The sequence below is a fragment of the Rickettsia endosymbiont of Rhinocyllus conicus genome (assembly GCF_964026465.1).
Classification (GTDB): Bacteria; Pseudomonadota; Alphaproteobacteria; order Rickettsiales; family Rickettsiaceae; genus Rickettsia.
The window spans coordinates 609,951-635,337 of record NZ_OZ032155.1; the positions used below are offsets into that span (position 1 = coordinate 609,951).

Below are 25,387 nucleotides of genomic sequence, written 5' to 3' on the forward strand. Positions count from 1 at the left end.
TTTACAAATAACCAGCTTTCTTTTCCAATTTCTGAAAATGATTAAGACCAAACATACAAGTCACAAGTAATGGTACCATAACAATAAATAACCCATACTGACCAAAATATTTAGTTAGATATATAATCCCGAATGAAGTAATTACATACATTAAAGCTCTAGAAATAGCATATATCATGCTGCTATAGGTAAAGCGTTTAAAAACTGGAAAATGTCTAAAGAATATAGAAACCGCCGGAACAGTATCAAAAGAGCATGATATTATGCATATTTGAATTAAAAGAAGTTGTATAGGTGTAGTCACATTTCCTAAAAGATATGGGGAAGATAAAATAAATATAAATAATAATACTAATTTTACTCTAAGAATTTTTAAAGGATATATTTTATAACTTAAGAAACATATAAAAGATAAAGTAGCCAAATGAAACATTGAGATAATAAAATTATGATGGATCACCTGAGAAGCACTATATCCAAATGAGTTCTTTAATACTTCACCGCAAGTAATATATAATAGAAACATATAGGCCAGGCACAGCTCATTATAAAGAAATATATTATTGTCTTTCTACTAGGTTTTTGATTAAAAATTTCATCATGTTTTAGTTCTTTTGTGTCTAAATTGATCTTTTCATATCTTCGTAAAAGTCTAGCACTTGCATCTACAAAGTCAGGTGTTTCTCTAAGCTTGGTTCTAGCATAACCACCTATGACTGCGATAGCTGCACCTATCCAAAAAGCAATACGCCAATTCAATCCATGTGTGGTAACTAAAGAAGCTACAGCAAGTGCTGCTGTAGTTCCAATTACTGACGCTACAGCAATAAAAGAAACTAAAGGATATTGAACAGGTGGCTTTGTAATTTCAGTTAAATACAGCTCTGCACCTACTATCTCGCCTACGGATGCCATACCTTGGACTGCATGGCAAACTGTGATTAGTACAGCAGCGAAATAACCTATTTGCTCGTAAGTAGGAGCATTAGCCATCACTACACATGATAAAGCCATTAAGGTAGTTGTCATAATAACAGTAGACTTTCTACCTAATTTATCACCAATTCTTCCGAAGATATATGCTCCTAATGGTCTAAATATAAAGGTAGAGCAAAAAGTAAAAGCAGATAGAAGAGAAGTAACACTAGGCTCATATTTAGGGAAAAATAGTTCATTTAATAATACTGCTAAATGAACATATAGCATTAAGTCAAAATATTCTAAAAAGGTGGCAGTAGATAAAATACCAGCAGCTTCTTTTTGCTCTCTGGTCAAAGTTGTTTGTTCTTTTGCGTAACCCAGCATAATTTTCCTACAAAATAAATTGTAAAAAAGGCTATACTGTTTTATATAAAAGTCAATAAAGAATTTTATTTAGTAGTTAAAAAAAGTTAAGTATGAGTTTAAAGTTCTTTTATTTAAATCAATATCTTCTATTTCACCACTTTTGCGGTTTTTAAGTTCGACAATATTATTTGCAGCTTTTTTAGGACCAATTATTATTTGGTAAGGTGAGCCGATAAGATCGTGCGTTGCAAATTTACTTCCGGCTCTTACGTCAGTGTCATCGTATAACACCTCAATATTTTGAGTAAGTAGCTCATTATAAACTCTTTCTGCAAGCTCTAAGCATTTGCTATCATGAATATTTAAGTTGATTAATGAAATTTTAAAAGGTGCAACAGCGGTAGGCCATATAATACCTTTTGCATCACTATTTGCTTCTATGATAGCTGCAACTAGCCTTGAAATACCTATGCCGTATGAACTCATTTCTATCGGTGTTAATTTGCCATGCTCATCATTAATAAGGGCATTCATGTTAACGGAGTATTTTGTGCCAATATAGAAAATATGCCCAACTTCTATACCTTTGCTACTAGTTATTTCTTTATCAGAAGATAATTTACTTGCATCGTGTTTCTCTTCAGCAGCTGCATACCAGCTTTTTATTTCTTCAATATCAATATCTATATTATCTTTCAGCGTCTTAAATCTTTTATCATAATAAATAGTACTTTCACCGGTTTCGGCAATAATATGAAACTCATGGCTTAATTTTCCGCCTATCGGACCATTATCGGCAATAACCGGAATAGCGAATACGCCTAAATCTCTGAAAGTATTAATATAAGCCTTATACATCTGATTGTAAGTCTTAACTGCACTTTCTTCATCAATATCAAAAGAATAAGCATCTTTCATGAGAAATTCTCGACCTCTCATAACACCAAAGCGTGGTCTAATTTCATCACGAAACTTCCATTGAATATGGTAAAGATTTTTTGGCAAATCTTTATATGATTTAATATTATTACGAAAAATATCCGTAACCATATCTTCGTTAGTTGGACCAAATAACAAAGTATTATCATGACGATCTTGAAACTTTAGCATCTCTTTGCCGTAATTGTCAAAGCGTCCGGATTCTACCCATAAATGAGCCGATTGAATGCAAGGCATTAAGACTTCTAGACATCCTGCTTTATCCATATTTGAGCGTACAATATTCTCAATATTTTTAAGTACTTTTAAGCCGAGTGGTAACCAGCTATAAATACCTGCGGCTTGCTGCCTAATCATTCCACTTCTAAGCATTAGCTTATGAGAAGTTATTTGGGCTTCACTTGGGTCTTCTTTTAAAACAGGTAAGAAATATTTGGATAGTAACATATTATTTTTTCGAAGTAAGGTTTAAGAATTCATGACGATATTTTTGCTGTTCGGCGAATATTCCCGTATAATGCATAGTGTTCATGATGCTGTTATCTTGCATTACACCACGCATTGACATACAGCTATGTAAAGCTGATATTTTAACTGCAACGCCAAGTGGCTTTAAATTTTCCTGTACGCTTTCAGCTATTTGTACTGTCATTTTTTCTTGAATTTGTAATCTCTTAGCAAAAGCATTTACTATTCTAGCAAGCTTACTTATGCCAACAATACAATTATCTGGAATATAAGCTATATGTACTGTACCGCTAAAAGGTAACATATGATGTTCACAAAAAGAGGTAAATTTTATGCCCTCTAATGAGATAAAATCTTGAAAATTACCGGTATCACTAAATTTTGTTTCTAATATTTCCTCAATATTTTTGTCATATCCTGAAAATATTTCTTCATAACTTTTGATTACTCTATCGGGAGTTTTAAATAATCCTTCACGATTGGGATCCTCACCGATAAATCTTAGTAATGTTCTTACTGCTTCTTTTGCTTCTTCTTTTGTCGGTTTTTTAATCGTCATAATTTTGTTTATTTTTCAAAAAAATTGTTTTACCACAAATAAACACAAACATCAAGCCACCTACTATAGCAATAAGCCCGCCGCCGCCCATCATACCCATTAGTAGCTTAGCAGATAACGGCATTACAGTATTAGGATCTTTACGCATAACGCCATAACCACCGGCAAAAGCAAGCCCGAGTATATGCAGGATTTGCCCAAAAGTGAGTAGGTAGAGTGTAAAGTTCATAATATTGTCATTGCGAGGAGATTTAAAAAATCGACGAAGCAATCTCAGGATACTTGACAAGATTGCTTCGTCGCTACGCTCCTCGCAATGACGCTTAACACCCAAATAACAATACCCCATGCACGCAATACTTATTCCCACAATAGAGCCATGATAATGTGCAGGGATCACTACATTTATGCCTGATATATTCATGGCTATCAAACCACCAAGTAGGAATAGGGTAATGGAGCAGAGTAGGGTGGATTTGATGATATTGTCATTGCGAGGAAATTGCAAAGCAATTGACGAAGCAATCTCAGCAAACACCCTGAGATTGCCACGCTCCTTATAGTCGCTCGCAATGACGCTACAGTGACATAACGATTCAACTACTATACCACCTACACACAAAACAGGTGCTATTCCGCCTAAATATTTCATATGGTTGGTATAAAATTCTTTAAAGTTACCATCGATAATATCGTAAGAGATATGCCCCCAAATAATAAGAGTACTGAAAACAAAATTTAAATATAGCAAGAATAGATAGAATTTTTGGAATTTTGATTCTTTGCCTATTAGCTTTTCAAATAACATAATCCAAATAAACATTGCTATTTGAGTATAAATAAATTGCAATAAATGACCGCCGCTCCAAAAAAGCAACTCATAATAAAATTCTATTTCGATAGGAATAATTTGGATAACATTTTGTAAATCACTATAAGAACACCAAAAACAAACCCAACTCAAGATATACATTATTATAGTCGATAGAATAGTGAAGTTAACTAAATTACTCCAGTTTGCCCAATCAAATAAATATAGAATATTTATAGCGTATAATAGCAAAGTAATACCGAATAAGCTAAGACCTAAGACGAATATTATATTCTCAAGCATCGGTATATAATTATTCATGACCGGATTATGTCCAGCTATAGGGGAAATGGCTATAAGGATGGTAGCAAAAAAAGCGAGTTTTGGATAGAGGCGGAACGTGTCATTGCGAGCGACTAAAAGGAGCGTGGCAATCTCAGGATGTTTGACAAGATTGCCACGTCGCTTCGCTCCTCGCAATGACGTTTCACTACCCCAAACACTTGCTGTAATAGATAGTAGCCAAATTAATACCGATAAATCAACGTGAATAATTAATGCAGATTTGAAAATATGAGGATTGGGAAAAAAGCTAGCAAGTTGCGGCGTGCGAAGTACTACCAGAACAACCGAATATAAACCAGCAAACCCTAAAGATATTATACCAAGCTTAAGCCAAGCTAAGGTTAAATTATTGCTTTGTAAACTAGTATAATTGGAATTCATGATAGAATAATAATTAATTAAAATTTATTGCTTGTAAAAGATGAAAATTATATTTTAAAGTTATGAAATCAAAAAAGCATAGTTATGTTCAATTTCTTACAATCGAATTATGAGTTATTTTTAATATCAATCTATACATTTTTAATCATATTAACAATAAGACATTTTATTAAAAATAAATATCTAATAGTTTTGTGTCATTTGGTCACATTTTTAACATTTTTTGTTATGTCTATTGGCGGAGGAAGTGTAGAAAATGACGCATATAAGCGATATGAAGAATTTGTTTTGTTAGAACAGAATAAGCAATTAGAAAATGCTAAAAAAAATCCTGATCAATTTGATCCAATGTTTCAAATTGATCTTAGGCAATTCAAAGATCCAGATGAATTCAAAAAATATCTGCTAGAGATAGATGATTCTGTAGATAAAAGTGAGGCTATGATGTTAGGATGGATTTTCGCATTTCTATATGAAATTTCTAAAATTTGTGCTTTCTTACTTGTTTTAGTTTTCCGGAAAAACTGTATGAATAAATTTTTAAGCAGATATGTTAGGCGGAACGGTTAAATATTCTTCTTTCCACAACTCATTATAAAGGATAGGGTCGATATTACCGCCGGATATTAGCACAAGCAGCTTTTTAGGAGTTGTTTGTGTTTTTAACCAGTTTACCACTGAAGCCATATTTATACTACTTGATGGCTCGCATATTACTTTCAGCAAATGGGTAAGCCAAGCCGTCCAATAATATATTTCATATTCTTCAGCTAAATAAAAATGATCAAGTTTTTTTAAATACTCAAAAGTACGAGCCGAAACACTAAGAGTTTTAAGACCGTCTGCAATGGTACTAGGTGAATCCTTAAACCTAAATATATCATTATTCTTAACTGATAAATAAGCATCATTAGCCGATAGTGGTTCTGAACCTATCAATAAACTAGTTGGTGATATTAATTCTTTTGCAAGGTAGGAGCCTGAGATCAGTCCGCCACCACCGCAAGAGGCAAAAATAGCATCAGGGCTAAATCCAAGCTGTTGCAAAGCCTCATAACATAACGTACCAGCTCCCGCTATCGTAGAATCGCTATCGGATGGGTGCATATAGTAAAAGCCTTGCATTTCGTCTAGTTTTGCTTTTTCTTCCGCTTCTTGCCGAGTATCGGTATATATAACTTCCCCGCCATAATGAATTACTGCTTGCTGTTTTACACGAGAAGTATTTAACGGCAAATAAATTCTTGCTTTAATACCAAGTATCTTACCGGCATAAGCAAGTCCGATTCCATGATTACCTGTGCTATAACCAACTATTTTTTTAGGTAGTTTTTCTTGCTCTTTTAATTCTAATAAATGATTTAATACGCCTCTTACTTTAAATGCACCAGTTTTTTGCAGTGATTCAACCTTAAAAAAAACCTCATGTCCCAGCATCTCGTTTAAGCTTTCGGAATGAACCATAGGAGTTAAATGCAGATATTGTTTAATCCTGTTATGTGCAGTTGCTACATTTTTAGGATTTTGAAGTAATAAATTCATAAATAATAATGGTAGCTTGAAATAGTCTTAATACTATATTATATAATTAATACCCGTCAAATTTCAAAGGTTTTAATTGATGAATAAAAAATCACTGCCATTAATGGCACTGCGAGATATAGTAGTATTTCCTGGTGTAATTGCTTCTGTATTTGTAGGTAGGCAAAAATCCCTGCATGCTCTCTCTAATACTACAATTTTTGAAGAAGATAATAGTAAGTACATTTTAGTAACATTGCAGAAAAAATTCGATCAAGAAAACCCAAATAAAAACGAGCTTTACGATGTTGGTATACTTGCTAAGGTTATTCAAATAGTAAAATTACCTAACACTACCGCAAAAATTTTAGTGGAGGCGATAGCAAGAGTAAAGATAAGTAATATTAAAGGTGATGAAGCATTCGAAGCAAATTACGAAATTATCCCTGATGAAGAAATATTCGATGCTAATAATATGCGGTCATTAGTTGATAATGCTGTGCAATTATTTGCTAAATATGCAGGTAGTGATAAAAAAATCAATGCAGAAATTATTGAAACTATAAATAAAGAAATAAGTGAGACTACTAATTTTATAAATATCATAAATATTTTAGCTTCACATCTGATTACTTCGCTTGAAGAAAAACAACGCTTACTTGAGGAAATAAGTCCTTTTAAGCGTATCAGTACAATTATTAACATCCTTACATCCAATATAGTTAATTCAGAAACCGAACAAGCTTTGCAACAAAGGGTGAAAAAGCAAATAGAGAAAACCCAGCGTGATTATTATTTGCACGAGCAGATGAAAGCAATTCAGGAAGAGCTTGATGAAGATAAATCAGATCTTGCTGAATTTGATAAAAAAATTAAAGCTGCAAAACTGTCAAAAGAAGCTAGAGAAAAAGCTGAAGCAGAACTTAAAAAACTCCGCACTATGAACCAGATGTCAGCAGAATCCGGAGTAACACGTAATTATCTTGAGACGTTACTTAGCCTGCCTTGGGGTAAATATGATAATAGTAAAATTGATATTAACCAAGCTGAAAAAATCCTAAATCGTGATCATTTTGGTCTAGAGAAAGTTAAAGAGCGAATAATAGAATATTTAGCAGTATTACAGCGTTCCAGTAAAATTAGAGGTCCTATATTATGCTTAATCGGTCCTCCTGGCGTTGGTAAAACATCTTTAATAAAATCTATTGCCGAGGGGATGGGTAGAAAATATACCAAATTTGCCTTAGGCGGTGTTCGAGATGAGGCTGAAATTAGAGGGCATAGAAAAACTTATCTTGGCTCAATGCCTGGTAAAATCCTTACTCAGCTTAAGAAAGTTAAGACAAGTAACCCTGTTATGTTACTTGATGAAATAGATAAAATGGGTTCGGACTTTAGAGGTGATCCTGCATCAGCATTGCTTGAGGTGTTAGATCCTGAACAAAATAGCCATTTTGTCGATCATTATCTAGAAGTGGAATATGATTTATCAAATGTAATATTTATTGCGACTGCTAACTCTTATAATTTACCTAGAGCTTTAATCGATAGAATGGAAATTATCGATATTTCCGGTTATGTAGAAGAAGAAAAAATTCAAATTGCTAAGAATTATTTAGTTCCTAAGCAGTTTAAGATGCATAAAATTAAAAAGGATGAGATTACTATCTCCGATGACGCTATTTTAGATTTAATTAGATATTATACTAAAGAGTCAGGTGTAAGGTCATTAGAGCGTGAAATAGGAGCATTAACCAGAAAAGCATTAAAGCAAATTCTAGCTGATAAAAAAGTTAAGCATATTTCTGTAGATAGCAATAATCTAGAAGAGTTTTTAGGTGCTAAAAAATATAATTTTGGTCTTGCTGAAAAAAATGATCAAATAGGTAGTACTACTGGGCTTGCTTATACGGAGGTAGGTGGGGAGCTTTTAACTATTGAAGCGTTATCATTCCCGGGAAAAGGTGAAATCAAAACTACCGGAAAACTCGGTGATGTAATGAAAGAATCAGCAATGGCTGCATATAGCTGTTTTAGAAGTAGAGCGGCTGATTTCGGCTTAAAATATGAAGATTATAAAGATTTTGATGTTCATATCCACGTTCCTGCTGGTGCTATTCCAAAAGATGGTCCGTCTGCTGGTTGTGCTTTGTTTACCACCATTGTTTCGTTGATGACTAAAATACCGGTACGCCGCACTGTTGCTATGACCGGTGAGGTTACTTTACGAGGCAATGTTCTACCGATTGGCGGTCTTAAGGAAAAGCTGCTAGTAGCAAGTAGGGGAGGGATTAAGACAGTACTAATTCCGGAAGAAAATGTCAAAGATTTGAAAGACATACCACCGAATATAAAAAGTAGTCTAGAAATTATCCCTGTTTCAAATATTGATCAGGTACTAGAACATGCATTGACGAAGAAGCCTTAGAATATTAGTTATCACAGCGTTATTTCTGTCATCTAGCTCACTTGTAGTGGGATTCACTAGAACAACTGTCATTCCATTGCGGCTTTATTGCGTAGATCAGTTTTCCAGTTCTCATCCCGCGAGCTTGTAGCGGGATCCAGTTAAAAATACTAATAAAATTAGTATTTTTTATTATTTTTTGGATCTCGTGGTCAAGCCACGGGATGACAGAATGACTATCACAAATAATATCTATCATCAGCATAAATATCATATTTAATTAAAGTTACTTTAAGTTAAGAATTTATCATAAAAATTAAAGTCTATAATTTTTGTAAAAAATAATAAATTAAAACGCTTGACATATTTTTTTAGAGGAGTATCTTGTGGCTGTAGGTTGTTTATCAGCTTACGTTAACTTACTAATAGTGTTCAACATATTTTTAACATAAGGAGGTTATTATGACCATTCATAAAAACAATCATCACAGTAAAAATGAAGAAAAACACAATAATAATTTATCGCATGCAGCAGCAGTAATGCGTAGCAAGGATTCTTCTCCGGAAGAGCGAAGTAAGGCTGCTTCTACCATGGGTCATAAAGGAGGGGGGCATGGCAGTAGTCATGGTTCTCATAGTTCCCATAAAAACCATCGATAATTTATTATAAAATTAGTGTAGTTATGGTTTCTCCTTTAGTTTCTCTAAAGGAGAAACTTTTACCATATCATCTTTTAGAAAACAGACTTCCATACGCCAGTTTAGGATAAGGAGGTCTGAGGATAAGCAAGTAGTGTTAGAAATTTTTTAGATTTATTGAAATTAAAAGCATTTACGCAAGAAAGTATATGAACTAAGAAATTAATAGGGGAGCGATGTCTTGAATGTTCAAGGTTCATGCTGTTTTTTAGTACATTAAATACTGATTCAATTATTGATCTGCTTTTTAAGAGTATTTTATCTTCTATATCTAATAAATGATTTTTCATATCCTTGCGAATCCCAGTAAATAACCGTAGCCCACGACTAAATAATTTAGCGGACATTTCCTTAGAAATATAAGCCTTGTCTCCAAATAATTTACCCCATAATCCTTTGGTAATTGAGTCTACAGCAGATAAATCACTAGCATTACCCTTTGTTATTTTAATTGCCATAATCTGACCTTTATTATTAATTACAATATGTAATTTAAATCCCATAAACCATCCGTAACTACTCATACCTATTTTAGCAATGCCACTAAACACTTTATTATTATTTGTACGTTTTGCATGACATATCGATAATTTGGTTGAATCAACAAAATATATACCAGTCTCATCTCCTGTAAATAATTGTAACATTATAGTTAAAGGTAATACTAATCTTGGCCACAACTGGATTATCCGACTGTAACTAGGAAGACTAAAATATCCTCTATATTTACATGATAGATGATATAAATAATAATTCTTAAAATCTTTGCATGGAGATATATAAAAATATAATACTATAGTTATATAGTTCTGAAAGCCTTAAACTCCCTGATCTCCTACGCTTCCTAACGCTGGGTATTAATTTGCTTTCTTCCCATTCTTCGTAAACTTTACAATAATTATCTATTATACAAAATAGAGTTATGATACATCTTTTCATTGTTGAGTGCATATTTTTTTGATTCAAAATCTATGTAACTCAACACTCCTCTCTTGTAAATACCCTGCTTTATTATCTTTATTCCTTACACTCTTATCCTAAACTGGCGTTTCCATGTATGGATCGATTTTTCCGTTAGTGTAAGAAAATTACGGAGTATCCTTGAAAGAAATAAATTATACCTCTATAATTAATATAATCATTAAATTCAAGGCTATATAATCGTGACTAATAATAATTCTTCTAATTTAGTACCGGTAAATATCGAAGATGAGATGAAAGTATCTTATCTTGACTATGCTATGAGCGTCATAGTAAGTAGGGCAATACCGGATGTTCGAGATGGCTTAAAGCCGGTACATCGCCGTATCATCTACTCAATGCATGAAGCTGGCAACCATGCAAACAGAGCTTACAGAAAATCCGCTAGAATAGTCGGTGACGTGATGGGTAAATACCATCCGCACGGGGATAGTGCTATTTACGATTCGTTAGTGCGTATGGCTCAAGATTTTTCGCTGCGTCTACCGCTTGTTGATGGGCAGGGTAATTTCGGCTCATTGGATGGTGACGCTGCGGCGGCAATGAGGTATACCGAATCACGTATGGCAAAAGTAGCCCATAAACTGATTGAGGATATTGATAAAGAAACTGTTAGCTTTAACCCAAACTATGATGGTTCTGAAGAAGAGCCTTCAGTGCTGCCTTCTATGTTCCCGAACTTACTAGTAAACGGAAGTGGTGGTATTGCGGTTGGTATGGCAACTAATATTCCGCCTCATAATCTTGGTGAAGTTATCGATGCTTGTTGTTTATATGTAGATAATAATGATATAGAAATTTTAGACCTTTTAGAAGTTGTTAAAGGTCCTGATTTCCCTACAAGCGGGATCATTCTAGGTGTTAATGGTATTAAATCAGCCTATTTAACAGGTAGGGGGAGCATCGCTATAAGAGGGCGAGCTGAGATTGAGAATTTAGGTAACGGACGTCAAGCAATTATTATTACCGAAATACCTTACATGGTAAATAAAGCAAGGCTTGTTGAAAAGATTGCCGAAATGGTTAAGGAAAAACGTATTGAGGGTATAAGCGATTTACGTGATGAGTCGAATAAAAACGGTATAAGAATTTATATTGAGCTGAAGAAAGATATTGTAGCTGAAGTAGTTTTAAACCAAATATATTCCTGTACGCAGCTTCAAACTAGCTTTGGCGTTATAATGCTTGCTCTAAAAGATGGCTTGCCTAAGGTAATGAATTTAAAAGAAGTAATAGCGGCTTTCGTTAGCTTTAGGGAAGTAGTTATCACTAACCGCACTATATATTTACTTAATAAAGCAAGAGATAAAGCTCATATTTTACTGGGGCTAACTATCGCTGTTAGCAATATCGACGAAATAATCCGTATTATAAAAGCTGCAAGCGATCCGAATGCTGCTAAGCAAGAATTAATGGCACGCAGTTGGGATGCGTTAAATATTCTGCCGCTTGTGAAGTTAGTTGATGATAAGGCAATGTTGAATGAAGAGGGTAAATGTAGCTTTACCGAAGCCCAAGCAAAGGCAATTTTAGAGATGAGATTGCAACGCTTAACCGCCATGGAAAAGAATAAGTTAGAGGAAGATTTAAAGAACCTTGCCACTGAGATTACTGAATATTTAAATATTTTAGGTTCACGTGAGAGGTTACTTGAAATTTTAAAAGAAGAGTTAATTAAGGTTAAAGAAGAGTTTGCAACTCCTCGTCTTACCTCGATTGAATTTGGTGAGTTTGACCAAGATATAGAAGATTTAATCCAGCGTGAAGAAATGGTAGTAACTGTAACGCTGGGCGGTTATATAAAGCGTGTGCCTCTAAGTAGTTATAGAGCTCAAAAACGAGGTGGTAAGGGTAGGTCAGGGCTTTCAATGCGTGATGAGGATATTACCACGCAAGTTTTTGTTGGTAGTACTCATACGCCAATGTTATTCTTCTCGAATATCGGGCAGGTTTATAGCTTAAAGCTATATAAGCTTCCTTTAAGTAATCCGCAAGGGAAAGGTAGACCTATGGTTAATATCTTGCCGCTTAAAGGTGATGAGCATATTACCAATATTATGCCGCTGCCTGAAAATCAAGATGAGTGGGATAATCTAAATATTATGTTTGCGACCGCTAAAGGTAATATTAGAAGAAGTGATTTATTAGATTTCAAAAAGATTCAGTCAAACGGTAAGATTGCAATTAGGCTTGATGAAGATGACAAGTTAATAGATGTAAAACCTTGTAAAGAGGATGAGCATATTTTACTAGCAACCAAATCGGGTAAAGCTCTAAGATTCCCTGTTGAGTCGTTGCGTGTGATTAAGAGCCGTACTTCCGACGGAGTGCGTGGTATGAGACTTGCCGAAGACGATTCAGTGATTTCTATGACTGTCTTGAGAGGTATCAAAGCTACACGTGAGGAGCGAGACGCTTATTTATCCGTATCATGGGAGAAGAGACTTGAGATCGCTAAAGGGGAAGAGTTTAATTCTGAAGAATTAGGCGTGGATTTGACTGCTGAATCTATTTTAGAAATGGCAAATTCCGAAGAGTTTATTTTAACAGTAACCGAAAACGGCTTTGGTAAAAGAAGCTCGGCTTATGGTTATAGGATTACTGACCGCGGTGGTAGCGGTATAATCAATATGGATATTAACGACAAAACCGGTTTAGTAGTTGGTGTTATGCCTGTTAAAATGGATGATGAGCTAATGCTTATCACCAATAGCGGTAAATTAATCCGTTGTAAACTCGAAACAGTACGTATTACAGGACGTAATACTAGTGGTGTCACTTTATTTAGGTTAGATGACGGGGAAAAAGTTGTATCTGCTTCTCTAATTGCTGAAAGCTCTGATGATAATGAAGAAGACGGCGAGTTTGAAGAGGAAGTGGTAGTAGAGGGGAGTGAATAAAACGTTATTGCCGTCATTGCGATCGACTAAAAGGAGCGTGGCAATCTCATGAAAGTGTCCGGAGATTGCTTCGTCGCTATGCTCCTCGCAAGGCATTGCCCGCGTGGATCAGTTTTTCCGTCATTGCGAGGAAATTACGAAGTAATTGACGAAGCAATCCAGTAAAAAATGCTAACTTATAGCATTTTTTATTATTTTTCTGGATTGCCACGCTCCTTGCAGTCGCGTAGCTCATGACGATTTGGTATCCACGTAACAATGCCTCTTCGCAATGACGATGTCTATACTTATTTAGTACTACCAATTTTAGGATACAACCTTAGCAATTTAAATTGTATTTTTTGCTTACGTTACTTCTATAAAATACTATAATATTCAATAACATACTCCTTCTATATTTTTTTATTTTATATAATATAAAAAATTTTTATTGACTTTTAGTAGAAAAAGTATAAATCTCTTCGTTACAAAAATCTATTTCCTAAATTTAATTTAAAATTTAAAACCTAAATTAAGGTTTTAATAGATTTCGTAGTGATTATGAGTATCATTTTTGGTTTATGTATTTCAATATTTTAAAATCCATATATAAAACGGAAAGAATTAATTTGTCTACAATTATTTCCGCTGGAGTTGGTTATATAGTTATTATATTAGTACTTTTTAATTATTATGACCAAAAAATAAAAGATGCAAAATTATTATTTTTAAATAACAATTATAATTTAATATTAGAAACTGGTTTAAATAAGTTTCAAACATTAGCTTTTAGATTAAATACTAATTTACAGTCTACTAATATCTCATCAAATAATAATTATATTAGAATTTGTAAAAATGAAAATTGTGTAAATTATAGTTTATATAAGCTGCAATCACTATTAGAGAGGTCTATACCTAATTTTAATAATGTGAAGATAGAACAAAATAATAATTTAATTTATTCAAATGCTATTTTTGAAAATTATGAAATGGATAAAATATATTATTTAAATCAAGATAATAAATTGATAATAAGAACCAGTATTAATAATGATTATTGGAATAAGATAATAAAAGATATTAAAAAACCTTTATGGTTTATGATCACTTTTTTATCGCTTACCTTTATCGCTGTATATTATATATATCAAGCTTTATCAAAAAAAATTGAGAAAGAATATAAGAATAAATATGAGACCGCTGTTAAAGAGTGTGAAAAGCTATGGATGACAAAATTATGGGATACAGAGTTTAAAAAAACTACAGATGTTGAAATTAATTATTTATTTAATCAAGAAGCAGCAAAAACAACATTATTAAATGAAAAAGATTCGCTAGATAAACAAGATAAAAAATTAAAAAGATCATATTTAGAAAAAGATTTATATTGTTCTATCGCTTTATATAACTCCTCTAATAAAGAGGAAATAGATGTAAGAAAGTTAATTAAAGTTTTTACTAATAGATTTGATAAAGAAGATGAAAACATTTCTTTTAGTATAACTTGTCTTGAAAAACAAATATACTTTTCTTCTACTGCAGCATTTTATCAAGTGATATATAGTATGATAAATTATCTTTTCTTTATTATTAAAAAGCAATTTTATAATAATAAACATCACATAAATTTATTCATAAGTAATGTTGCAGGTAAGGTATCATTTAGTTTTAGTTATAGTGGAGTACTGCTAGAAAAGGAAAAGGATTTATTCGCAGTATCAAGTGAATTTACGAAATCACATGCTAATCCATTTATCCTTAGCATAGAACAAATATTTAAGATACTAAAGTCAAACGGATTTAATTGTAAAGTAAGTTATGATAAGACAAATCTTATAGAAATAAATGAAAAAGCAATTAAAAAAAATAAAATAGCAAATGAAGATAATATCATTTATTTAGCTGGTTGGGATAAAGAAGAATCAGACTAAATATTTAAAATTACTTCGTTAACAGTCATATATAATTAGTAAAGAAATTAAGCTCTTTCTTGATTAGTTGATTAAAATTATTTGACATTAAATATAAGTTACATTGACAACCAAAATCAAGGAAAAGAAATGAAAAATTTATTACTATTATTCATAATATCCATCATTCCTTCAAATTTATTCGCTCAAGCCAAAGTAAATAATATAATTGCACCGGTCAGCTATTTTATAAATCATCTTGAGCAACTAAATCAGATAAAAACTAATCTAGGAAAATATAGACAAACGAGTATCGTAGGCATTAGCGGAATGGGCAAAACTCAGCTAGCTAGAATGTATACTTATGCAAATAAAGGTAATTATAATTTAATTTGGTTTATTGATTCCAATTTAAATATTAATGATGAACTTTTAAAGTTAGCAAAAGCTATTAACAAAGCTGAAGGGAAAATTTTAATCGCAGAAGAAGCAGCTAATGTAAAAAAAGAGTTGATGGAATATCTGGGGCAGAATGATAAATGGTTGTTAATATTTGATAATTTAAAAGTAGGTGAGAATAAAAAAATACAAGATTTTATTAATTGGGAACATAATGGCAATATCATATTTTGTTCACAAGATAGTGATAGAATGCCTTATATATTAACCCACCAATTAAATACCTGACATAATAGTTGCAAATACTAAAATATAATGTTAGAATGAAATAATGCTAAAAAAAGAAGATTTTAGGACATTATCAACGAGTGCACAAGCAGCTTTAAGAAAAGTTGCATTAAGAGCAATTGATAAAGGAGAAAAACAATCAGATGTATCAAATCTTATAGGAGTAACACGTCAGACTATTAGTAACTGGGTTAACAAAAGAAGAAGAGGTGATAAATATGCAATAACTGGCAAGTCTAGAGGAAGAAAGACAGGAGAGAAAAGAATAATAAATGAAATGCTGGGTAAAAAAATACAAGATTATATAAATCACTCTAGACCAGAAGATCACAATATCAAATCTGCACTATGGTCAAGAAAAGCTATTAATGCCCTGATTAAAAAATGCTGTGGTTTCTTTTTGCCATTAAGTACGATTGGAGAATATTTAAGAAGATGGGGATATACTGCACAAAAACCAAAGAAATTAGCTTATGAGCAACAGCCAAAACAAGTTCAAGTATGGCTAGATGAAGAATATCCCGCAATAGTAAAACAAGCACAAATGGAACAAGCTGAAATACACTGGTGTGATGAAGTGGGTATAAAATCAGAATGTCAGGTGTTACAGAGCTATTCTTTAAAAGGCAAAACACCCGTAGTTATTCATAAATCAAAACGATTTACTATAAATATGATATCAACTGTTACGAACAATGGTAAACTAAGGTTCATGTTATATGAAGATACACTAAAAACAGATATATTTATAGAATTTCTAAGAAGATTAGTGAAATCTGCAAGAAGGAAGATCTTTTTAATATTAGACAATTTAAAAGTACATCATAGTAAAAAAGTATACAGCTGGACAAATAAGCATAAAGATAAAATTTCTTTGTTTTTTTTGCCTCCTTATACTCCACAACATAATCCAGATGAATACTTAAATAATGACTTAAAAAGAAATGTAAATAGAAAACATATACCTCTTACAAAAGATGAGTTAAAATACAATCTTAAATCTTATTTACGTTGCTTACAGAACAATCCTAAACATATACAAAAATTGTTCCAAGCCGATGATGTTAAATATGCCTCTTAAGTCAGGTATTTAATTGGTGGGTTAATAGTAAAAGCTGTACCATTTGAAAAGCCCGAAACTATTAAGCTTGCAAATATTATTTTATTGGACAAAGATAATAATTTAGTAGAATTTCTAGTGCAAGAATTTAAAGGTTATCCAGTATTAATAAGTACAAGGTGCTCAAATATTAAATAATGTACCGGGATTAGATAAAGAAGAATATAAAAATAAAATACAAAAATCTAATGATAAAATAAGTTTTAATCTATCGCTCGTAACAGAACAATTAAAACCATCTACAAGACAACTTCTAAATATAAATAGCATTACTCAATAACCAAAGTTTTTCTAAGGACTTACTTAGAATTATTACCGATAATAAAGATAATCTCAATGATGATATTTTCGAGCTATCAAAATTTGCTTTAATAACAAATATAGATGCTAGAGAAGATAATCCAGTTTTTGAGATGCATGATGTTATTGTTCAAAAAGTATTATGTTAGCAACGGAAGTAAAATGATACAGAGCAACGGATAAAAATTGATACAGTATTAAAGTAATATCTTCTGAATAAGGAGGTAATGAATAATGATAATTACTGGAGCAAATAATGGAAATAAAAATATTGAATAAACATGGTAAAAGCTTAAGAAGTATAGCAAGAGAAGTAGGTGCATCAGTAAATACAGTACGTAAATATTTAAAATATGATGGTAACCCTAAATATAAAGATAGGCCAAAGTTGGTAACAAAGCTTGCCCCATATAAAGACTACTTGAGTAACAGAATAAAATCTGCCCATCCTGTATCACTACCTGGTACTGTACTGTTTCAAGAGATAAAGGAGTTGGGTTACACAGGCGGGATGACCCAACTTAGGGATTATTTAAGGAGTATAAAGCCTGCAGCTAAACAGGAGGATATGATAAGATTTGAGACTGCTTCTGGCAAACAGATGCAAGTTGACTGGATTGAATTTCGTAAGGGGAAAAGTCCTCTATCAGCTTTTGTGGCTACATTAGGATTTAGTCGAGCAAGCTATGTAGAATTTGTTACTAATGAGAAGCTTGTAACATTAATAGAATGCCATAAGCGGGCATTTGAATATTTTGGCGGAGTGCCAGAAGAAGTACTGTATGACAACATGAAGACAGTAATACTGGATAGGGATACATATGGTCCTGGCATACACCGCTTTAATAAAGGTATGCTGGATTTTGCCAAACATTACAGTTTCCGATTAAAAGTGTGTAGGCCTTATAGAGCAAAAACTAAGGGCAAGGTTGAGCGATTTAACAGATATATAAGAGAAAGCTTTTATAATCCATTAGCAACAAAATTAAAAACTGCAGAGTTAGTGTTGGATGTGGATACTGCAAATTCAGAGGTACTAAAATGGTTGCGTGATACTGCGAATCGGCGTGTGCATGGAACAACAGGCGAAATACCTGCAGAAAGATTAAAGTTTGAAAGGAGCAATCTTCAGCCACTACCATTGGATTATAGTGGTAGTCATCCTGCAGCACTAGAGATTATGGAAGATAAAAGGGAACAATTTTCTACAGTTTCCTTACAACATTCCCTATGCATATACCAAAGTATACTGGAGGCATTATGAACCTGCAGCACCAACGTATAGAAGAGCTGTGCCGCTCTTTAAACCTTATTCAGATAGCTGAAAATTATTTTGATATTGCACAATCCTCTAGTAAAGAAGACTCAAGTTATATGGATTTCCTTGAGTCAATATTAAAAACAGAGCTGTTGGCACGACAGAATAGAAGTAAATCAATACTCACCAGAATGGCAGGTTTTCCTGCTATTAAAACGCTGGATAATTTTGATTATGATTTTGCTACAGGAATAAAACGCAAGATTCTGGAAGGTCTAAGGTCTCTGTCTTTTGTAGAAAGACAGGAAAATATTATTCTGCTTGGTCCTTCTGGAGTAGGGAAAACCCATATAGCTATTGCTCTTGGTTATGCAGCTACACAATGTGGAATCAAGACTAAATTTACAACAGCTGCAGATTTGATGCTTGTACTTAATACTGGGCTAAATCAGGGAAACCTGGACTCCATATTCAAAAGAGTCATACTATCATATAAATTACTTATAATAGATGAATTTGGATATCTGCCGTTAAAACCAGAACAAGCTAATCTGTTATTTCAAGTTATAGCAAAGCGTTACGAAAAGGGTAGCATAATTCTTACAAGTAATCTTCCATTTGGACAATGGCATAATAGTCTTGCTCAGGATAGTGCTCTTACAGCTGCTATTTTAGATCGTCTGCTTCACCACTCCACTATACTTAATATTAAAGGTGATAGTTTCAGGCTTAAGGATAAAAAGAAAGCTGGTCTTGTGCCAATAGGAATTATTAATAAACAGGAGGAAAATCTTATGACTTAAATATCAGATAATTTTTTTATGATACTGTATCAATTTTCAGCCGTTGCATATTAAAAATCTGTATCATTTTTCGACCGCTGTTGACAGTATTAGAAAAAAATAGTGCAAATAATAGTAAATATTTAGAAGATGTGGTTACTAAGTTTGTTGAGTCTGTGCCGAAAAGTGTAACAAAAGCATTTATGTATAGAAATGCTAAAACAGTACCAGAAAATATTGAAATAATATTAAAAAACGCAGAAAGCTATAATATAAATTTACATAAATTGACTGCAATAAAATTACAGCAATTAGTTCAATACGATAATTCTTATAATTTAATTGGTTCTAGTAAATTAGTTAATTGGTTTGAAGATAATGACGAGAAAGGGAAATATAGATTATGGTTAATGAATAATGAAGAAAAGCGAGTATATGCCGGTTATTTAAATATAACAGGATGGTATTACTTAAAATCTTATAATTATAAAAAAGCTGTAGAATATTTTACTAAGTCTAAAGAAATATATAAAGATATTAAGGGATATGAAGCGTATAAAGCGAATGTAACTTATGGGTTAGCACAAGTATATCTTACAATAGGAAATGTGCAGGAAGCTCAAGAAAATATACAAATTTTAAAACAGCAATTGGATAACAAAGTAATTGATAATGCTGATAAATCAATGCTATATATTGCTGAAACAAAATTATTTTTTATAGAAGGAAAATATAATGAAGTATTGTCATTGCTAAAGTAAAGGGGACCACTAAATTGCACGAAAAAGGGACCAGAGAATTTGGTGTAACCTAATAAGGTTATAATGTGCAATATTCACTAGATAATTAATTAAAATAAATATCTAGTGATACAATGATAAGAATAAATATGTACACAACAATTATCACCCTTTATAAGCAAGGCAACAGTCAAAGAAATATTGCCAAACTAACAAGGATAGACCGTAAAACAGTAAGAAAAATAATAAATCGTTACGTAGAGTCTGGTACAGAATATCCTGCACCCTATGAACGATCTTCAGCACTGGATTCTTGGCACGAACAAATAATTGAGTTATTAGAAAAGAATCTAAGTTACATAAGAATTTTTGAAGAGTTAAAAATTCAAGGTTATACAAAAAGTTATGGTTCGCTAACCCGTTATATCAAAAAATATAAGATTCAGAATAACAGTTGCATTCGTTTTCATACTTTAGCAGGAGAGGAAGCACAAGTAGATTTTGGTGACATAGGCTTACAGTATAATGCCCAAGGGCGTAGAGTTAAAGCATATGTGTTTAATATGCGTTTAAGCTATAGTCGCCTTGATTATTATGAAGTAGTGTTTGATCAAAGTTGTAAAACATGGATACAATGTCATATCAATGCATTTAATTATTTTGCTGGTAGTCCAAAAGTAATAAAACTTGATAATCTTAAAGCTGGGGTGGTAGATAGCAATTTCTATGAGCCTGTATATCAGAAGGAATACAAACGTTTAGCTGATCATTATGGGATTTTACTTTCTCCTTGTCGTATATATCAACCTCAAGAAAAAGGCAAAGTAGAATCAGGCATAAAGTATGTCAAAAATAATTTTTTTGCTGGACGTAAATTTCATAGATATGAAGAATTAATACACGATCTTGCAAACTGGTTAAATAAAGCAAATAACCGAATACATGGTACTACTAAAAAAATTCCTCAGGAACTATTTGAGCAAGAAGAAAGTAATAATTTAATGCCCTTACCATTAGAAACGTTTGATTTGTCATCGTGGCATAATCGAAAAGTAGCAAAAGATTGTCATATCACCATAGATAATAATTATTATTCCGTACCAGCAAAATATATATACAGTGAAGTATTGGTACAATTATCACCAAACCTTGTTCAAATATTTTCTATACAAAATGATTTAATAGCAAGGCACGTTAGAGTAGATGGCAAAGGAATATTTACCACTAATCCGTCTCATTATGCCAAATATAAACGTCTATGCCCAGGTTTTATAGAATATAGCGAACATTATCAACAACAAATGCAGCAGATAGGCAATAATTGCAGTTTATTATTAGAGTTATTACAACAAACACGAGTAAATGATTGGCAACGTTGTGCCAGAGGTATTATTTCTTTACGTAAGGTTTACAATGATGAGTTAATAGATAAAGCCTGTCATAGAGCATTACATTACGGTATAAGTTCTTACTCTAAAATTAAGAATATCTTAAATAGTAATGCAGTAAACTTACCATTGCCAGAGTTTGGAGGTCAGAATGCAGAACTTGCTTAATGACCTACGTAGTTTTAGATTATCAGGTATAGTCAATAGCTTAAATGAAAGGATTATTTATGCTCAAAATAATAAACTAGGATTTAAAGAATTTCTCTCACTATTATGTGAAGATGAAAAATCTCACCGTAAGTATAATAATTACCGTCGTCGTAAAAATGCTGCTAAATTACCGGTAACTAAAAATTTAGAAGACTTTGATTTTCAGTTCCAACCAAGTATTGATACCAAAGTAATAAGTGATTTATCTACTTGTGATTATATTAATACTAAGGGCAATGTCATATTCATAGGTAATTCTGGAACTGGCAAAACTCATCTTGCTATTGGATTAGCATTAAAAGCTTTAACACGAGAATACTCTGTATATTTTACTACGGTATCGGATATGCTTTATAATTTACATATTGCAAGAGCAGATAATAGCTATCACAAAAAAGTTAAATTACTCTTATCATTTGACTTATTAATTCTTGATGAGTTAGGTTTTAAGCAATTACCAAAACATTCAGTAGATGATTTTTTTAATATTATTGCTAAACGATATGAAAATAAATCTACCATTATCACCACAAACAAGGATTTTGAAAGATGGAATGAAATATTTGCTGATGAGTTATTAACTCATGCAATTATTGATCGAGTAGTACATCATGCACATATACTAAACATCACAGGTAAAAGTTATCGTATTAATAACTATAAATCTGGAGGTAATATGACATAAAAAATTTTAAATAAAGTGGTCCCTTTTTTACGTAATTTAGTGGTCCCTTTTTATTTGACAATGACAATAAATCACGGGATGACAGAGGGGAGAATGATCCACACAGGCAATGCCTATGCGGAAATGACCTCAGAGCCATGCAACAAATCTTTTGTGGAATAACGTAGTTAATTTTTCAAATTTTATAACCATATATCGGATTGGTCATAACTATTTCGATATTAATGTCGAAATGGTCAACATATTTTTTTTAATTATCTAATTTGGCTAGATCTTTTCAATTGGGTTTTTGTTAAGGATTGTTGTGGTAAAATATTGTTGCCGTCTCTTGAGTTTATACTAATAATTTTTACTGGAATTGCTTTTGCAATAGCTAAAGCTTTTTGTAATACTTCATTAGGTATAGTTTCTTGGTTTAGTTTTCTAGGTATATTGCTAAATCCTATATTGTCTTTTTGATGATTTTCTAAGGCTTTTTTTAGACTTTCTTCATGGCTAGAACCAACATTAGCAATTATATTATATCCTTTACTACGAACCTCATTAATGACATTCGTCATATATTGTTCTCGGTTTTCATTCTGAAGCTCAGAAGTCTTACCATACTCTAGGTTTTTCCCCTCTAAACTTATAACCTTAACACCATGTTCTTTAGCTGCTTTATATAAAAGTGCATCTTGAAGTATTGGTGTATTCTCTAACTCTTTGGGTAATGTTATAGAATTATCAGGATTCTTTTCGTTATGCTCTAATATGTTTGCTAATTTTATTACATCTTTCATGCTCAGATTATCACCATACTGCTTACGCTCAATCGCTATAACAGTGTTTTTATCAATTACACCTTTTTGAATTTCATCAATTAATGTTTGAGTATTATCTTTGTGATCTGTTAAATGATCTTTCTCACCTCTTACTTCTACTTTACCGGCTTCTGCTGACTTTTGAGCATCTATTGCTTTAAAATCTATATTAGCTGTAATTACTGCTTCTCTATCAAATTTGTTTAACAGTTCTTGGTTACTATTTTCAGTAATCAAACGCTCGGTTAAATTATATTTATTATTACCATCAAGTTCGGCTTGTAATAAATTAGCAAGGTGTTTTTTCTCAGCTTGAGTAAGATTAGTATCAGAATTATTAAATCCTGATTGAGTACTAGGGGAGGAGAAAGGAGAAAACTCATCAATTTGTGCTGCACTAGGTGAAATTGGACCTTTTGTATGGGGTACTTCACTTTCATAACCTAAATCTTCTTCATCATTTTTAGAAGTAGTAATTTTATTAGCATTTTTATTTAAGCTTTGTAAATATTTGATTGGATTAAAATCCAGTATTTGTTGAGTACTAGCATCAGGACCTGGAATAACCATTTCCTCATTATCTTGTTGAGGTGAATTATATGGACTTAATTCAGGCGAAATTTTTAAATTTTGTGTTTGTGTCTTACTCTGATTATCTAATAATGGTGATCCAACGTCAATATCTGAACCTTGATCTAGTAAATCACTAGTTCTAGGTTTTTTATTTGTTGTGTCGTTGTTATTAACATCTATATCAATATTCTTTCTCTTATTTTCAGAAATTGTAAGTTTACCTTGTAAATCCTCAATTTCTTGGTCTTTAATTTGAAGTTGAGCATTTAGTTCTGCTAATTTTTTCTCGAGTTCTTCATACGCTGCTGTAGTTGGTGCTTTAGGAATAAGCGAGGAAGTAGGATTTTTATTTTTTTTAATTAAGTTATTTCTTTTTGGGTTATCTTCCGGTTCACTTGCAGAATTGTATGCGTATTGCATGGCAAATTTTGGTTTCTCATGAAAAGGTGCTGCCGGATCTTCTTTTTGTATTAACTCTATTTTTTGACCATTTACTTTTAACTTATTCTCAGCTATATGTCTTACTATACCGTAAAGTGCTATATTTGCCTCTTCTGGGGTTAGTTTTTTATAAATGTCATATGCTTTGTCACCAAGAAAAGCTTTTAATTTTATGTCATCATTTTTTATGGTATTTACTACAGACCATTCAAATCCTTACCCATGTCCTCCTCTAGTAGGATCAATATTAACGCTATGTTCTTTACCGTCACTCCCTTTAATCTTAAATTCTAAATTTGAGTTATTTATTGCTACATCACAACTCGTACAACAAAGTTTAGATAATCCTATATATATTTTTTTATTTAATTTGTTATTAGGATCCCTGCTTCTTTTTCTTAAATAATCAACAATTCGCATTTCAGCATGTCCTTTATTGTCTAATGGACCATCATATATCAATGTATAAGGAGGTTCTTTTTCAAATGCTTTAGTAATTGCTAAATTAAATTTTCTTTTTTCAGGAGTATCAGGAGTTAAAGCATCTTCTAATTTCATTAAATCTTGTTTAGCTTTAAAAGCTGCTGCAATTGCTGGGTTATCCTTTATATTATCCTTTATTTTCTTAAGGTCTTCTTCATCTCCATTATAAATATATTTGAATATATGTGTTTGATCACTATTATTTTCATAATAATGCTGTGCAGCTTTAAGAAATAATTTTTCTCTTTTTCCAGCTAAATCATGTGCCTCAGCAAATTCATCTTGTTTTTCTGCGGGTAAATTTGCATATTCAGCATAGGTTTTTAAATAGTTAAAGACTTCTTTTGTATGATCTAAAGTCACCTTAACTGCTTGGTTATCTGCCTTTTTACTATAATTTAGTTCATTAAAAGCAACTAAAATTTGTTCACCGTCATAACATACTGCGGCACATTGACTATTGATTAGGATTAACCTGCTTAAAGAATCAAAACGACGATTTTCCCAGTTTGTATCATCAGCTTTATTTTCCGTTCTAGTTGTTTCGTTAACTTTGTTCTTGAAAGCCTCAGTAAAATTTTGTAATTTCTCACTGCCATCTATCTTTTTTTGAACTTCTAATAGCTTGATCCCCTCTTCATAAATTGCTACACGAGATTTAAGTTCATTAGGAGTATGTAATCCTTTTGTTACAGCAGCTAAAGCAGCTACTTTATCCAAACTTTCT

General features: G+C 32.2%; 18 protein-coding genes and 3 pseudogenes. 12 read left to right on the top strand and 9 right to left on the bottom strand.

Translation table 11 applies throughout. The features are described 5' to 3' along the window. Position 1: 1 nt before the first annotated feature. From AAGD54_RS03280 to AAGD54_RS09450, 5 genes and pseudogenes are all read right to left on the bottom strand, one after another. Positions 2–1,305: pseudogene (locus AAGD54_RS03280) on the bottom strand (MFS transporter). A 69-nt stretch (positions 1,306–1,374) separates the two neighbouring features. Continuing rightward, the gene (gene proS, locus AAGD54_RS03285) at positions 1,375–2,673 is read right to left on the bottom strand and encodes a proline--tRNA ligase (RefSeq protein ID WP_341794994.1); all 1,299 of its coding nucleotides are present in this window, start codon (positions 2,671–2,673) and stop codon (positions 1,375–1,377) included. Between the two features lies 1 nt (position 2,674). Beyond that, entirely contained in the window at positions 2,675–3,253 is a 579-nt protein-coding gene (gene folE, locus AAGD54_RS03290; protein WP_341788171.1) for a GTP cyclohydrolase I FolE, read from the bottom strand. Further along, a pseudogene (locus tag AAGD54_RS09445) lies at positions 3,243–3,527 on the bottom strand (hypothetical protein); the annotation flags it as partial. The pseudogene AAGD54_RS09445 and the gene folE, both read right to left, overlap by 11 nt. Before the next feature lie 314 nt (positions 3,528–3,841). Next, positions 3,842–4,790 (bottom strand): annotated as a pseudogene (locus AAGD54_RS09450) (hypothetical protein); the annotation flags it as partial. Positions 4,791–4,991: 201 nt separating this feature from the next. Here AAGD54_RS09450 and AAGD54_RS03300 point away from each other — a divergent pair. Continuing rightward, a complete protein-coding gene (locus tag AAGD54_RS03300) occupies positions 4,992–5,360 on the top strand; it encodes a hypothetical protein (protein WP_341794996.1) in 369 nt (122 codons plus the stop codon). Here AAGD54_RS03300 and AAGD54_RS03305 read toward each other — a convergent pair. Further along, positions 5,331–6,332: a serine/threonine dehydratase gene (locus AAGD54_RS03305; protein WP_341788168.1), complete on the bottom strand. Its 1,002-nt coding sequence runs from the start codon at positions 6,330–6,332 to the stop codon at positions 5,331–5,333. The genes AAGD54_RS03300 and AAGD54_RS03305 overlap by 30 nt on opposite strands. A 79-nt stretch (positions 6,333–6,411) precedes the next feature. Here AAGD54_RS03305 and lon point away from each other — a divergent pair, with 79 nt between their 5' ends. Together lon and AAGD54_RS03315 are read left to right on the top strand one after the other, a co-directional pair. After that, a complete protein-coding gene (lon, locus tag AAGD54_RS03310; protein WP_341794997.1) occupies positions 6,412–8,739 on the top strand; it encodes an endopeptidase La in 2,328 nt (775 codons plus the stop codon). A 441-nt stretch (positions 8,740–9,180) separates the two neighbouring features. Then, positions 9,181–9,378, top strand: coding sequence for a hypothetical protein (locus AAGD54_RS03315; protein ID WP_341788166.1), 198 nt, complete (start codon positions 9,181–9,183; stop codon positions 9,376–9,378). A 101-nt stretch (positions 9,379–9,479) separates the two neighbouring features. On the opposite strand, the gene AAGD54_RS03320 is transcribed toward AAGD54_RS03315, so the two are convergent. Continuing rightward, the gene (locus AAGD54_RS03320) at positions 9,480–10,220 is read right to left on the bottom strand and encodes an IS982 family transposase (RefSeq protein WP_341795150.1); all 741 of its coding nucleotides are present in this window, start codon (positions 10,218–10,220) and stop codon (positions 9,480–9,482) included. A 360-nt stretch (positions 10,221–10,580) separates the two neighbouring features. On the opposite strand from AAGD54_RS03320, the gene gyrA reads away from it, so the two are divergent. From gyrA to istB (AAGD54_RS03365), 9 genes are all read left to right on the top strand, one after another. Beyond that, complete coding sequence (gene gyrA, locus AAGD54_RS03325; protein ID WP_341794998.1) at positions 10,581–13,298, top strand: DNA topoisomerase (ATP-hydrolyzing) subunit A; 2,718 nt, start codon at positions 10,581–10,583, stop codon at positions 13,296–13,298. Between the two features lie 608 nt (positions 13,299–13,906). Continuing rightward, on the top strand, positions 13,907–15,211 hold the full coding sequence (locus AAGD54_RS03330; RefSeq protein ID WP_341794999.1) for a hypothetical protein: 1,305 nt from the start codon (positions 13,907–13,909) through the stop codon (positions 15,209–15,211). Positions 15,212–15,340: 129 nt separating this feature from the next. Next, entirely contained in the window at positions 15,341–15,877 is a 537-nt protein-coding gene (locus AAGD54_RS03335) for a hypothetical protein (protein ID WP_341795000.1), read from the top strand. 43 nt (positions 15,878–15,920) lie between these two features. Then, entirely contained in the window at positions 15,921–16,958 is a 1,038-nt protein-coding gene (locus tag AAGD54_RS03340; protein WP_341794233.1) for an IS630 family transposase, read from the top strand. A gap of 595 nt (positions 16,959–17,553) precedes the next feature. Beyond that, a complete protein-coding gene (gene istA, locus AAGD54_RS03345) occupies positions 17,554–18,561 on the top strand; it encodes an IS21 family transposase (protein ID WP_341792507.1) in 1,008 nt (335 codons plus the stop codon). Continuing rightward, positions 18,558–19,358: an IS21-like element helper ATPase IstB gene (gene istB, locus AAGD54_RS03350; RefSeq protein ID WP_341794801.1), complete on the top strand. Its 801-nt coding sequence runs from the start codon at positions 18,558–18,560 to the stop codon at positions 19,356–19,358. The genes istA (AAGD54_RS03345) and istB (AAGD54_RS03350) overlap by 4 nt, the downstream gene beginning before the upstream one ends. 80 nt (positions 19,359–19,438) lie before the next feature. After that, a complete protein-coding gene (locus AAGD54_RS03355) occupies positions 19,439–20,098 on the top strand; it encodes a tetratricopeptide repeat protein (protein ID WP_341795001.1) in 660 nt (219 codons plus the stop codon). Positions 20,099–20,226: 128 nt separating this feature from the next. After that, on the top strand, positions 20,227–21,633 hold the full coding sequence (gene istA / locus AAGD54_RS03360) for an IS21 family transposase (RefSeq protein ID WP_341794291.1): 1,407 nt from the start codon (positions 20,227–20,229) through the stop codon (positions 21,631–21,633). Next, positions 21,617–22,360 (top strand): IS21-like element helper ATPase IstB, encoded by a 744-nt coding sequence (istB, locus tag AAGD54_RS03365; protein WP_341794375.1) that lies wholly within the window; start codon positions 21,617–21,619, stop codon positions 22,358–22,360. Before istA (AAGD54_RS03360) ends, istB (AAGD54_RS03365) begins: the two co-directional genes overlap by 17 nt. Before the next feature lie 254 nt (positions 22,361–22,614). On the opposite strand, the gene AAGD54_RS03370 is transcribed toward istB (AAGD54_RS03365), so the two are convergent. Further along, on the bottom strand, positions 22,615–24,156 hold the full coding sequence (locus tag AAGD54_RS03370; protein ID WP_341795002.1) for a hypothetical protein: 1,542 nt from the start codon (positions 24,154–24,156) through the stop codon (positions 22,615–22,617). Positions 24,157–24,393: 237 nt separating this feature from the next. Beyond that, positions 24,394–25,380 (bottom strand): hypothetical protein, encoded by a 987-nt coding sequence (locus AAGD54_RS03375; RefSeq protein WP_341795003.1) that lies wholly within the window; start codon positions 25,378–25,380, stop codon positions 24,394–24,396. Between the last annotated feature and the right edge of the window lie 7 nt (positions 25,381–25,387).